Below are 14517 nucleotides of genomic sequence, written 5' to 3'. Positions count from 1 at the left end.
TGTGACAAACAAGCACGCGGATTCTTTTTACAGATTTATTTTACTAGCGAATCCCCATTCGAGGCGATCACTTCTTTATACCACGCAAAACTTTTCTTCTTATAACGTTCCAAAGTTCCCGTGCCGTCACTATTCCGATCAACGTAGATCATGCCGTATCTTTTTTTGATTTCTGCGGTCGTGAAGCTGACTAAATCGATGCAGCCCCAAGAAGTGTAGCCCATCACCGGCACCCCATCTTCAATCGCCTCTTCGACTTGGACCAAGTGATCATTCATGTAGTCGATCCGGTAATCATCTATGACGGTTTTTTCGCCATTTTCTAGAGTAACGAGCTCGTCTACCGCGCCCAGACCATTTTCAACGATGAATACAGGCTTTTGATAACGATCATATAAGATGTTCAAATAGTAGCGTAGACCTTCTGGATCAATTTGCCAGCCCCACTCGCTAGCCTTCAAATACGGATTAGGAATGCCGCCAATAATATTTCCTTCCCCTGCTTCCTTCGTCGGATCAGCTGATTCGCACACACTCATATAATAACTAAAGGAAATAAAATCGACTGTGTTCTTTAAATCAGCCAAATCCTGCGGGTGGATATCTAGCTCTATGTCGTTTTCTTTAAACATACGTTTCGCATAGCTTGGATAATATCCGCGAACCTGCACATCCGAGAAGAAAAAGTTTTCTCGCTCGGTTGCCAAAGCTTTTAGGACATCCTCTGGTTTAGGGGTTAAGGGATAGACTGGCACCCCTAAGATCATACAGCCGATCTGCGCATCTGGAATCAACTCGTGACACGCTTGAACTGCCCGGCTGCTAGCAACTAACTCATGATGAATCGCTTGATAGATATCCTGTTGCGTTAGTTCTTCCTTCGGTGTGTTGATGCCGCCGCTAAGAAACGGGACATGCGTAATCGAGTTGATTTCATTAAAAGTCAGCCAATATTTGACCTTATCTTTGTAACGTGTAAAGACAGTCCGTGCGTAATGCTCAAAGAAATCAATCATTTTGCGATTGCGCCAACCGTCATAGGTTCGAGTCAAATGCAGCGGCGTTTCATAATGGGACAAGGTGACTAACGGTTCGATCCCATATTTTAAACATTCATCAAAAACGGCATCATAGAAGGCTAAACCTGCTTCATTTGGTTCCTGCTCATCTCCTTGCGGAAAAATCCGTGCCCAGGCAATTGATAAGCGGAAGACCTTGAAGCCCATCTCTGCAAATAGCCGGATATCTTCTTTATATCGGTGATAAAAGTCAATCCCGACTAATTTTAGATTATCCTCCATTGGCTCTTCAGTCGGTGCTTCGTGCCAACCTTTACGGGTCACATCCTGCACAGATAGCCCTTTGCCATCCTCTAAATAAGCTCCTTCACATTGATTTGCGGCCACTGCTCCGCCCCATAAAAAATCATTTGGAAATTTACTCATGCTTTTCCTCCATCGTTTTTTCTTAAATCACATACAAGACGGCATCTTCATAGTCCGCCGTTTTCATCTCATCCTTTGGTACCACATCAATGAACGCATCGGTATTGGTAACAACGATCGGAATCACTGTATCATAGCCCGCCGCCTTGACAGCCGCAAAATCAACCGCTAACAATGTTTGACCCGCTCTAACAGAATCACCGACTGAGACAAAGCTTTCAAAATACTTGCCGTCCAATTCCACTGTATCAATTCCAACATGGATCAAAAGCTCCATCCCCGCTTCGCTGGTCAAACCAATCGCGTGCTTCGTAGGAAAGAGCGCCGATACAGTTCCATCAAATGGTGCTACGATCGTATTTTCTTCAGGGATGATCGCGATTCCCTGCCCCATTATTTTGCTAGAAAAGGCGGAATCATTTACTTTTTCCAACGGAATCACTTTCCCCTTAACAGGTGCTAAAACCTTCTTTGGATCACTGCTGCCGCTTTCAACAACTTCTAAAACAGTATCCTCTGTCGTTACCTCTTCCTCGATCCCAAAGATCCAAGTCAATACGAAGGTGATGACGATCGAAGCAGCTGCTACGATACAAGCATTAATAAAATTACCATCGATACTACCATTGATAAATTGCGGAAGAGCCACAAGTGAGGGTACCGCAAAAGCATAAGATTCGACGCCCGTGATTCCCATGAAGATTCCGCAGATCCCACCAGAAATCATCGCCGCATAAAGTGGCTTCTTGTATTTCAAGGTTACACCATATAAAGCGGGTTCAGTTACCCCTGCCAGCAAAGCCGAAATTCCGGCACCCAAAGCAACTTGTTTGAGATTTTTGTCTTTGGTTTTCATTGAAACAGCCATTGCCGCCGCCCCTTGAGCAATATTCGCAGCCAACATCGCTGGTAAAATCAGTACATCTGGCGCCACTGGAGAAGCAATCAAGAAAATCGGGGCAAATGCCCAATGCATCCCGGTCATAACGATCAAAGGCATCAAAGCGGACATCAGACCAAGAGCCAACCAACCAGCTTTCGCTTGGATCCAAAGAACTGCCGATGACAGACCTTGTCCTGCAAATGTCCCCAGTGGTCCAACAACGACTAACGCGATGATACCAGACAGTAACAACACAACCAGAGGCTGTAAAAGATTTTTCATGACAGCCGGAATGATCCGATTGAAAAAAGCTTCAATATATTTCATCAACCAAACCATGATCAGAATCGGAATTACCGATGAACCATAGCTCGCCAGCGTGATCGGCAGACCAAAAATACTAACCGGATCACCCGCTGTAACCATCGCTGAAAAATTCGGATGCAGCATAATTCCCCCTACCGCAACGGCCAGCATCGGTGTCACACCGAATTTCTGCGAAGCCGTAAATGCCAGCATCACTGGCATGAAGTAAAATGGTGCATCGCCGAAAAATGTCAAAACGCTATAAGTAGATGATGACTCACTCAAAACACCGAGTAACGGTAAAACGATCAGAAGAACTTTGATCATTCCGCCCCCTAATAAAGCTGGGATCAACGGTGACATACAACCGGAAATGGTATCTACTAAAGCTTCAAACAGATTTTTCTTTTCTTCAGATGCCACAGGCTCAGTGCTAAAATTTCCTAATTTGGCAAAAGCGCGGTAATAATTTGCGACATCATTTCCTAAAATAATATGATACTGTCCCGCTTTTTTCATGACCCCCATTACACCAGGGATTGCTTTAACCTCTTCATCATCCACTTGACTTTGGTTTTTTAAAACCAAACGTAGCCGGGTAATACAATGTGAGGCTGTTTGAATATTGTCACTGCCGCCAACGGCATCATAGATTTTTTTTGCAGTTTGTTGATAGTTCATTTTTTCTCCTCTTTTCTGAATGTGGTAAAAACACTATATACATTTTCTGTGGAGCATTCCTAAATCAGCTAGACTGTGAAAAGTCAGTCTCGCAGCTATCTCGTGTTAAGGTTTCATATTTCTAAAAACCAGAAAAATGAGTTCGAGTTTCGTTGCGCATACGATCCGACTGTACTTCTTGTACCTTTTTTACCTTGGAGTAATAGACTTTTCGTCAACCTTTGCAAACTGTGAAAAGTCGGACTCGCAGCTATCTCGTGTTAAGTATTCATTTTTCTAAAAAACAGAAAAATGAGTTCGAGTTTCGCTGCGCATACCATTCCACTAGGCTTCTTGAGCAATAATTTACTACCTATAGCTAATCTGCCCCCTCACTACATATACTGCCAAGAGTGGAACTGGCAGCTACCTCTTGGTAAGGTGTCATTTTTCTAAAAACCAGAAAAATGTGTCTGATTTTCGTTGCGCATACGATCCGACTATACTTCTTGTACTTTATTATTCCTTGGGACAATAAACTTTTCGTCAAATTTTATAAACTGTGAAAAGTCGGACTCGCAAAAAATGACCTAAAGCTGCCTTGTTTGACAAGCTCTAGGTCATGCTCCGGTGGGATAACAATCCTAGTTACAAATTTTTGGTGATTCGACGGATGTGCGCTGTCAAGTAGAGCAGTTCCGTTGAGCTTAGCTCGTACTCAAAGTCCTTTTGCACGTATGCTTTGATCTCTAATGCACAGGCGTATTCACCTTCATATTTTTGTTTCAGAGTATTCAGTAGTTCCTCGTCTTCATCATCATAGTGATCACCTGCTAATAAACGTTGAGCAAAGAATTTCACATGCGTAATGAAGCGATAATAATCGAGCGAATCCTCATCAAACTCTGTTCGATAATGATTTTTGACAATTGTTTCAATCTTTTTGGTAATTTCGGCAATCTCGTAAGCGAAATCGAATGATTTATCCATCTCAGCATTAACGAAATGGATCGCGATAAAGGCGGCCTCATCAATCTCAAAAGCCACACCCAAATCGTTTCGCACCACTTCAATGGCTTTTTCACCGACCGCGTATTCATCCGGATAGAAACGCGCGATGTCCCAACGAAGCGGATTTTTTAAAATCAATCCCTCTTGATACCGATCAATGGCTGAGTTGATGTGATCGGTCAAATTCACATAAATGATTTCATTCAAGTTCTTACCTAATTTGATTTTACCGAAATTAATAATCTTCTCAGAGACCAAAATATGCTCCATCGGTACATTGATTAAAAGTTCCGTAAATTTGCTTTGAGTCGCCTTGTCTTTTAGTAAAAAAGTTTTTTCGATCAGTTCCATGTCGATCGTCTGTCCCTTTTTCTTTCCAAAAGCAATGCCCTTACCCATCAGCAATACGTCAACACCCTTGCTATTTGACGAAATAACCGTATTATTATTTAACACTCGTTTTATGATCATAAATGATTTCCCTCGCTAGCCACAAAAAAAGCCCATTTACATACACGACAATTGTGCGGTAAATAGGTCCTGCTCACATAAAGTGATAACATCCAACAATTTTCATTTTTAATTCTCGCATGCTTACCCGAAGTAATAACATCAAGAACTTATGGAAAGGTTATCATGAACCCAAAGCTCTGTCAACAACTTCTTTAATCCATTTCTCATAAACATTGTCTTCATTCCCGACATTGTCCTTGCTGACAATTATTTTTTTCATGACTAAACAAGCTCCTTCCCTACTGGATCATCCCATTCATAACGATCTTCATCACTTAATTCTCCACCTTCATAATCAGAAAAAAGCTCATCTTTCCTTGATTTACCTATTATTTTAAATGTGAATTTGCCAACAATTAATTGATTTAAAAGAAGTCTGCCAAAAAAAATTCTGGCAGACTTCTACTTCTTTCCATTATAAACAAATCAATTCCTCAATCGTTATTTCGGACAAATCATTGATCAATCGATCCGCTCCGATTAGTTGCTCCGACTCACCAATTCCCACCGCGTACATGCCGCAAGCTTTGATCCCATCGATCCCTGCCTGTGCGTCTTCAAAGCCGATCACTTCACTTGGCTGCAGCTTCATTAATTCTGCGGCTTTGATAAAGATTTCTGGATCAGGTTTGCCCTTCGTTAAGCTTGCCGGATCGACAATCCCGACAAATTGATCACTGAGAGCTAATTTATCTAGAATAAACGGCGCATTTTTTGAGGCGGAGGCAACAGTACAGGGAATATTGAGTTCTCGAGCTTCTGCCAAAAACTCTCTAACTCCAGGCAGCGCGTCCTCCGGGGTTAATTCCTCCAGCAATTCAACATACTGCTGATTCTTTTTCTCCGCCAGCTCAGCTAAAACTTCTTCCGAAAATTCACCAAGCTTCCCGCCATGCTCCAAAATGCGTTCCAGCGATTCCTGGCGACTGATGCCCTTCAGCTGTTCATTGAAGACTTCATCGATCGTAATACCAATCTCAGCGGCTAATTCTTTCCACGCGATATAATGGTACTTCGCCGTGTCGGCCAGCACGCCATCTAAATCAAAGACAAATCCCTTCATTACTTGCTTCCTTCCGCTTGTTTCTTGATCCAGTGTTCCTGATGACTGGCGTAAACACGATATTTTTCATTTTTGTAATAGGTATAAAAATCAATCTCTTCGATTTCTTTTGGCAAATTCGGCGAAATCGTTAATTGATCATCCACTATCTGCAAATTACAGAAGCCATAGACGATGGTCATAAAGGTACCGCCCATCGAAGCCGTATGGATACCATCTTTAGTATTCTTGTGACTGTTATCTAAGTCGGTGCGGGCATTTTTAATAAAGTATTCATAGCCCTTTTCGACTTGCCCTAAGCGACTGTAAACTGTTGAAAACGTCGAGTAGGACAACGAAGAATCATGGGTCGTGACCTCATCATAATAGGCGATGCTTTTCGCGATCGTCTCCTGATCGAAGAAATCCTGGAATAGCATCAATGCCAATACCCCATCCGCCTGCTTAGAAATCTGGTAGCGATAAATCGTCAACGGATGGTAATTCAGCAACAACGGATATTTCGTGTCCTCTGGCGAATAAGGCCAAAAGCCCTTATTTAGAAAATCACGATCTTGCGCAATGATTCCTTTTTCTTCATCTACTGGCAGCATCATCGCTTCCGCAAACAGCGCCATGTCCTGCAATTCTTCCTCTTCCAACTGAAGCTTTTGGGTCAACTCTGCCCAAGCCGCAGGATATTGCGCCTTAAGCATTGGTGCCAAGCGATTAATCCATTCAAACTGATGGGCCACCAGCTGATTAGTATAATAATTGTCGTTGACCAGCACGGTGTACTCGTCCGGTCCGGTGATCTTATCAATATGGAACTGACCATCCTTCAGATAGCCGATTTCGCTGAAGACTCGCGCTGTTTCCAGCAGAACTTCAAAGCCGCACTCTGCCATAAACGCCAGATCATCGGTATAGCGATAATATTGAATGAAGGCATAGGCAATATCCGCATTGATATGATGCTGCGCCGAACCGCCTTCGAAAAACGGTGAGGATTCCGTGCCTGAAATCGTGCGCCACGGATAAAGGGCGCCTGTTTGATAACCGAAAAGCTGACGGTTTTCCCGTGCCTTATCCAAAATGCTGTAGCGATAGGTCAATAATTGCTTCGCCAACGCCGGATTCAAGTGTAAAAAGACTGGAAAAACAAACATTTCCGCATCCCAGAAGTAATGTCCTTCATAGCCACTGCCGCTCAAGCCCTTCGCCGCAATACTGGTCGTACCATTGGTGCCAAGCGATTGCAGCAGGGCGAAGGTGCTGTAGTTGACACTTTCCTCCAGATTTTCGATGCTTTTGATTGTCACTTTGGCACTTTGCCAAAACTCCGTCAGATACTCCGTTTGAGCCTGAACCAATTCTACAAAACTGCTTTCGATTCCTGCGTGCTTCTGCTCTTGGAAGGCATAGCTCAGATTCTTTTGGTAGCTGGTGCCCTCCAACTTTGTACGAATCACGATGCGTTCTTCTTCAATCGTCTGAGACACGGTTTGATTGTCGATCGACCAGCGTAACTCCGCTTCTAATTGAGAATAGTCTGTCCCAAACGTGCAGCGATTTCCCTCTAAATCAATCTCCTTGATCGTGATTTTTTGCAGATCATGACTCATGCGGGGATCATTTTTATCGATCGTTCGCACGGGGTAAAAGTTCAAGTGCGTCGTCAATTCAATCTCTTCTTCATGATTCAAACGCTCAAAATCAATCTTCATGGAGAATAGATTTTTGTACTCAAAAGAAGTCAGCCGTGAGATCGTAATGCGGGTTTCGCGTCCCTCTGGCGATGTCCACACCAATGTTCGAACCGTGATCCCCTTGTCCATATCCAAATAGCGTTCATTCTCGCTAATCTCACCATTGTTGATGGAAAACTGTTCGCCGCCGATTGTGATCAGAGTCGTTTGGCCATCGATCACGCTGATCATCGTTTCGCCAGTTGGTGTGAAGCCGTACATTTTTTCAGGATAATGGATATCTTTGGTCTCATAAAAGCCGTTGATATAGGTCTCGCGATTGGTGGAAAAATGATCGTAATACGCTTCCTCCAAATTTCCCCGTAAACCGATAAAACCATTGCCGTTAAACAGCAGACTCTCGGCTTTTTCCAGTGTTTCCGTTTGATAGTCATTTAAATAGATTTTCATGGGTTTTCCTCCAAAAAGCAGGATAGAAGACTAAGCCTCTATCCTACTTTTATTTATTATGAATTCATTGCTAGTTTTTCTGTTGGTGCGGCTTCAATTTTTTCGTCCTTTTGCAAAAACAGCGTCAATACAAAAGAAAGAACAACGGACATCAGCATCATGGATAGCCCAGCGATAACATTGGCTGTGCCTTTGTCGCCTGAGAAGCCTAAAATCGCCATCAAGCTATTTTGCGGAACATACAAGGTCACGTGCATCAATCCAGCGAAGCAGCCAGAGATTCCAGCACTGATACAAGCCGCCACCAGCGGTTTTTTGTACTTCATCGTGATTCCGTATAAAGCTGGTTCAGTGATCCCCATAATCGCTGAGATTCCTGCTGCTGCGGCGATTGATTTAACGTCCTTTTGTTTTGATTTGAAGGCGACAGCCAGCGTTGCCCCGCCTTGCGCTAGGTTGGCACAGATTTGCGCCACTAAGATCAAGGATTCGGTTCCCGTTGCCGCAAAAGATGCCACAAAGATTGGTGTCAAGGCATGGTGCATGCCGGTCATGACGATAAACGGCATCGTCGCTGCTAATAGCGCCACCATGATAAATCCTAATTGTCCCTGCATTAAGTTGATTACCCAAGCCAAGCCTTGTCCTGCATAATTGCCTAATGGACCGATTACGATCAGCGCTAAAGGCGCAGTGATCAATAAAGTCAGTGTCGGATTCAATAGGATCTTCAATGATTGCGGCGTGATCTTATCAACGCCTCGTTCAATATAGGACATTGCCCAGATCGTCAGCAGTGCCGGAATCACCGATGCCGCATAAATTACACCTTGAATCGGCATGCCAAGAAAAGAGATCGGATCGCCAGAAGCCACCCACTGACTGAAATTCGGATGCAAAAAGACACCCACGACAATAATAGCAATCGATGTATTGACTTTAAATTTGTTCGCCGCAAAGACAGCCAACAGAATCGGCATGAAATAAAAGGCGCCGTCACCAATAAAATCCAATACACGATAGGTACTTGAATCATTCGACAGCCAGTTGAAGGTCGTCGATAACGATAAAATTACTTTGATCATCCCCGCAGCGGTCAAGGCTGGGATCATCGGCGTCATACAGCCGGTGATGGTATCCACGACTTTATTGAAAATACTGGTTTCCTTCGCAGCAGCTTTTGTCGTTTCCGTCTTCCCTTCAACGTCGCCATTGACCACTCCTTGGCGAATGACTTCTTCAAATACATCTCCCACGTGACTGCCAATGATCACCTGTAATTGCGTCGGCGTCGGATTCACACCCACAACACCATCGATCTGCTTCAATTCCTCCAGATTTGCTGTATCCGGATTTTTCAGATCAAAACGCAGACGCGTCGCACAATGAACAGCGGAATTGACGTTTTCCGTCCCCCCCAGACCTTGAATGATTTCCTTTGCTAATTGTTGATACTTTTTCATTTTTCTTCCCCTTTCTATTCAAATACAACGGCACCATTTGACGAAATGACTTTTTGATAAAAGTCGAAACTATCCTTTTTATAACGCTGATGCGACCCATTGTTTTCATCGTCTTGATCAACGTAGATCACACCGTAACGCTTGCTGATCTTTCCTTCGCTGACACTTGGCAGATCGATGATGCCCCACATCAAGTAGCCCATCAAATCAACACCGTCTTCTTCCACTGCTAACAACATGTTTTGCACATGCCCCTGCAAATAATCAATCCGATAATCGTCATGCACCTTGCCATCAATAAACTCATCCGGCGTTCCGATCCCATTCTCAACGATAAACAGCGGCTTGTGGTAACGATCCTGCAACTGATTCAAGGTGATCCGCAGACCCAACGGATCGTTCTGCCAAACACTCTTGCCCTTTGGTAAATACGGATTCCGCAACGTTGTGTAGCCATTTGTCGCCACCCGATCAATCCCCGTTTCTTCTGCCGCGGTACAAGCACTGGAATAATAGCTGAAGGAAACAAAATCAACCGTATTCCCTTTAAGCAGCGCGCGATCCTCGGGATAAATCGTCAGCTTCAAACCCTTTTCCACCATATAATGATCGAAGAATTTCGGATATTCACCGAAAACCTGCACATCAGAGAACAATAGGTTTTCTTTCTCCTGCTGCAACGCCGCAAAGACGTCTTTCGGATCACAAGTATAGGCGTAGGTTTTACCCGCGGCCAGCATCGCGCCAAATTGATTTTCAGAATCAATTTCTTTTCCTAATTTGATCGTCTGAGCATTCGCCAGCAATTGATGATGACCCGCTTGATATTGGATCGACAAATTGTCCTTGCCTTCTTCAAACAAAATCCCACCGCCGATAAACGGAATGTGCAGCACCATGTTCATCTCATTAAAAGGAATCCAATACTTGATGCGCCCTTTGAAGTGCGTCATCACCGTTTCCGCATAGTGACTGAACAAGTCCACCACCTTACGATTTTCCCAGCCATTATATTTTTTCACCAGCTCCAGTGGAATCTCAAAATGCGACAAGGTCACGATCGGTTCCATTTGATGCCGCTCTAACTCCGTCAACAGCTTTTCATAAAATAGCAGACCCGCTTCGTTCGGTGACTCCTCTTCTCCCGTCGGAAAAATCCGCGACCAGGAAATCGAGAAACGGAAGCTATTCAGCCCCAGTTCCTTCAATAAAGCAATATCCTCGCGATAATGATGATAAAAATCATTTCCGGTTCGACCGGGATAAAATTCATCACCCGTAGATTCCAAAATAGAATCTGCTTGATTCTTATATACTGCTTTTAGACGACGATCATCTAGCGGCAAATAATCAAAATTTGAAGGCTTCCGACCATCAGCCAGATAATTCCCCTCACTTTGAGCCGCTGAGACTGCACCGCCCCAGAAAAACTGCTTTTCATTCTTCATTTATTCTTTCTCCCTTTCGGTACGTATTCGCTTTCATCGGTGTTGATACTTTTATTATAGTCAGGAAATAAAATTTTCATTCCCCCATTTTTGTTGTATTGTTCTCAAATATTGCCATGAAGATTACAAACAAAACTGTGTTGTCTTATTTCATTACATATTTAACTTTCCATCCTTCGATCTTTTTCGCTCTGATGGGTTCTTTTTTTTCATGCTCATCACACTCTTCTTTAGTGGAATAAACAAGGCAATTACGAAAAACGTAATTGCCTTTCTTTTTTTATTCAATTTTCATCGTATTGCGGTATTCCAACGGTGCCATCGCCATCGAACTCTTGAATAGTCGATAGAAGGTCTTATCACTTTCAAAACCAGTCTGAGTTATGATCTCTGATACTGGCAGGTCGCTGTTGATCAGTAGCCACTTGGCTTTATCGATGCGATATTCATTTAAAAAGGTCAGAAATGTTTTGCCGGTATTCTTCTTGAAAAACTTCGTAAAATAAAACGAGCTGTAGCCAGAGACCTCCGCGATATTCTGCAACGTCAACTCCTCTTGGTAGTGCGCCTCCACATAGCTGAAGATCCCATCCAGCTTCTCCAGTACATCCTGTGTGGCAAGCTTATTAATCTTTTTCGGCTGCTTCGCTTGTTTAGGAATGTCGCGAAGCAATAACGCGATCAGCTGGAAAAGCTCTGCCTTTAAAGCAAATTGATAGCCTGCCTGCTGAGTCTCCATCTCGCGATTCATGGCCTCAAGCAATCCTCGAACGATCATTTCATCGTGCTTCTCCCATAAAGGACTAATCGGCAATAATTCCGAAAACAGCTTCTGCAAATCTAAGTTTTCTTTATTTCCCGCCGTAAAATAATTCAGATCAAACTGATAGACCAGCCGCTCGCTGCCGGGGGAAGCCAAGACATAATGAATCAAGCCGCCGCCGATAAAGGCGATCTCCCCTTCACTCAATTTATATGGCACATCATCGATCCCCAGCGAGATTGTCCCTTTTGTCACCTAGATCAGCTCCACCTCGCGATGCCAATGAGGCGTGGTCAAAATATCACCGTCATTCACCAGTATACGGAAGGGAAATTCTTTATCTAATTCAGGCATTTCTAAATAAATCGCCATCACGTTCACCTCACGATTCATTTTGGCGGAAAACGTTGCAATTGTAAACGTCGTTTTTAGGTGAACCCTCTCCCCATAAAACAAATTGCTAGATCAACTCAATAAAGCAAGTTTTCGATTTCTCATAATCATCCTCCGAATAATAGAAAAATACCGAAAAAGCTCGTTGCTGTCGAACCAATAAATACTCAATGATAAACTTCGATCATCAGCTACTAAATAGAACATATCGAACCTCCATGAATAATTACTTGTATCACAAAAAATCTGTCGCCCATAAAGAGCGACAGCGAATGTATTCCTGTACACAGGAAAAGGATAGATACAGCCATGACAAAGTCTGTATCATAAAGATAGTTTAGCACGAAAATAAGCGAAAAATAATTCAATCTTTTTCAAAAAATCGAATCATTTTACCACTTTAAAAACAGATCCAACCTGCCGATGTGACATGAATTGCCAAATAAACCTGAGGATAAAATGAACGCATTGATTTCATTCCCAGCATATTCCCATTCATCAGCGAATAAGTCTGATTCCTTCTCACTTGGCCATACCAAATAAACAACTCAAATAGCCACATTTTCAGAAAGCTAAGCTCCTTTAAATCGCCTCAAGAGTTCTCGCTCCTTCTTGGTGGGTCTTTTACGCGGCTTTTGTTCTACTGGCTTTTCAGGCGGTTTCTCTTCCTTCGTTTTCGACATAGCAGCAACCGCGGCAAGACTCGGTTCTTGCTGCTTAGCTGGCACCCCGATGAACCGCTTTCATTTCCTGGAGTGATTCTATCTTTCAGACGTGTTTTATGATCATAGATAATTCCTTCCCTAGTCGGATCTATTTTTTGTTTGGCTCAGTATCTTCTTCCACACTAGCAGCCTCAGCCTCTTCAAATATCCGCTTGATCATCACAATAAGTTCCGTTTTTGTCAAAGTTTGTAGATCAAACCCGTCTATCAATGCAGTTTCCGCCGTTAGTTCAACGGTTGGTCTTGTTGAATTTTGGGCAGACTGCTCCCGTGGCTCGTCTTTGGTTGTGCGCGAACTGAAAAGCGTCGAAGAACCTTTGCAGAAGCAGTCCACATAGCTGGCGAACTGACGCACATCGTCCTTTTGAAAAATAGTCAGGGTAGTCAAAATTTTGAGTATCCGTGTGGTTTCATCGAGGGTATTGCTGGGATCAGCGTCCCTCAGTCTCCAAGTATGCTTCTTCCCCTTCTCATCTAGGAAAATCGAAACAAGGGTGTAGCGATCGTAATCTTGATTAAGTACGGCACGACCTCGATTTTTTAAATAGCCTTCATACAAACGCATTTTTTTCGTGGCTTTGTAATAGTTATTCTCATTCTGGAAGACACGCTTGATCATGGCAGACCACTCATGCTCCTCCACATAATCCTTCAGAAAGATACAGAATTTCTTGAACGTCTCACTTGGCTCAGCTTGAGAAAGCAATTCTCTGACAACATCTGGACAAGGTTGCGAAAAATCACTTTTTACTAACGCATTCCTCACAATGATCGCGACAATATATTCGATCACTAAGTCCGCATTTTGTGTATCATTCCAAAATTTACGAACCTTGAGCTCCAGGTTTTTCCTCTTCATTGTAAAAATTTGCCGTCTCGTTAGCTGCTTCTCCATGTGTAATCGCTCCTTTTCCAAATAGATAATCGTGATTTCAACACCTTCATGATAGCGCATAAATAACACGAGTAAAAATTGAAATTCTTCCAAAAATTGAGCGATTTGAGAACCATATAATGTTGGCAAGAATTCATCGTCCAAATATTTAAGTTTTGAGCAACATAATTCCCAACAGCCCTCAAATAAATAGCGATCAGCAGCTTAAAAATGACAAAACGAGCACATAAAAAAGTCAAAAAGATTAAGAAAATAATCCTCCTGACTCCCGCAATTTTTTTAATTTTTCTATGCTCTTTCTTCATCCTGCTTCTTTTTTTGATGATACTCCACTAAAGCACGATTGAAATTGGCAATCAATGCGGTAATGATCCCCACCCCCACCAGCACATACATGATGGAAAACAGCTTGCCCAACGCCGTGTGGGGCGACAAATCGCCATACCCGACAGTCGCCAAGGTCATGACGGAAAAATATAAGGCATCTAAGTACGTCATCCCCTCAACATTGTGATAGAAAATCGTCCCGATCGTCAGAATAAAAAGCACCGCCAGCATAATCGCTTTTTGTTCCTCTTGGCGAAACAGTATTTTTAAAATGTGCCACAAGCTTCTAAATAATAGCGCGAATGCAACCATGAGAACCGCCTTTCTGATCCAAAATGATATCGTCTCCGTATTTATTTTAGCAGATAAAGACTCGGTCATAAAACAAAGACAGGCAGCGATCAATGACGATTGCTGCCCATTTCTATTTAGTCATGAGTGAATCTCCTACAAATCGTTCCTCCATTAAGTAAGGAACTTCGCC

General features: G+C 43.1%; 10 protein-coding genes. All 10 read right to left on the bottom strand.

Features of this window, described 5'->3' with window-relative positions:
• Positions 1-35: 35 nt before the first annotated feature.
• Positions 36-1445 carry a glycoside hydrolase family 1 protein gene (locus tag E6139_RS05565; RefSeq protein ID WP_316402054.1) on the bottom strand — a complete coding sequence of 470 codons (1410 nt, stop codon included), beginning with the start codon at positions 1443-1445 and terminating at the stop codon, positions 36-38.
• 22 nt (positions 1446-1467) lie between these two features.
• Complete coding sequence (locus E6139_RS05560) at positions 1468-3315, bottom strand: beta-glucoside-specific PTS transporter subunit IIABC (RefSeq protein WP_316402053.1); 1848 nt, start codon at positions 3313-3315, stop codon at positions 1468-1470.
• Positions 3316-3942: 627 nt separating this feature from the next.
• A complete protein-coding gene (gene licT / locus E6139_RS05555) occupies positions 3943-4776 on the bottom strand; it encodes a BglG family transcription antiterminator LicT (RefSeq protein ID WP_316402052.1) in 834 nt (277 codons plus the stop codon).
• Positions 4777-5233: 457 nt separating this feature from the next.
• Entirely contained in the window at positions 5234-5881 is a 648-nt protein-coding gene (gene pgmB / locus E6139_RS05550) for a beta-phosphoglucomutase (protein ID WP_316402051.1), read from the bottom strand.
• The gene (locus tag E6139_RS05545; protein ID WP_316402050.1) at positions 5881-8019 is read right to left on the bottom strand and encodes a hypothetical protein; all 2139 of its coding nucleotides are present in this window, start codon (positions 8017-8019) and stop codon (positions 5881-5883) included. The genes pgmB and E6139_RS05545 overlap by 1 nt, the downstream gene beginning before the upstream one ends.
• A 56-nt stretch (positions 8020-8075) precedes the next feature.
• A complete protein-coding gene (locus E6139_RS05540) occupies positions 8076-9482 on the bottom strand; it encodes a PTS transporter subunit EIIC (RefSeq protein ID WP_316402049.1) in 1407 nt (468 codons plus the stop codon).
• Between the two features lie 14 nt (positions 9483-9496).
• Positions 9497-10930, bottom strand: a complete 1434-nt coding sequence (locus E6139_RS05535) for a family 1 glycosylhydrolase (RefSeq protein WP_316402048.1) — start codon at positions 10928-10930, stop codon at positions 9497-9499.
• Positions 10931-11210: 280 nt separating this feature from the next.
• Positions 11211-11948, bottom strand: coding sequence for an AraC family transcriptional regulator (locus E6139_RS05530; protein WP_316402047.1), 738 nt, complete (start codon positions 11946-11948; stop codon positions 11211-11213).
• Positions 11949-12899: 951 nt separating this feature from the next.
• Positions 12900-13835, bottom strand: a complete 936-nt coding sequence (locus E6139_RS05525) for a hypothetical protein (protein ID WP_316402046.1) — start codon at positions 13833-13835, stop codon at positions 12900-12902.
• 159 nt (positions 13836-13994) lie between these two features.
• On the bottom strand, positions 13995-14345 hold the full coding sequence (locus tag E6139_RS05520) for a potassium channel family protein (protein WP_316402045.1): 351 nt from the start codon (positions 14343-14345) through the stop codon (positions 13995-13997).
• Between the last annotated feature and the right edge of the window lie 172 nt (positions 14346-14517).

The organism is Enterococcus sp., from assembly GCF_032555305.1.
GTDB lineage: Bacteria > Bacillota > Bacilli > Lactobacillales > Enterococcaceae > Enterococcus_A.
This window is presented reverse-complemented; position numbering and strand designations above follow the sequence as displayed.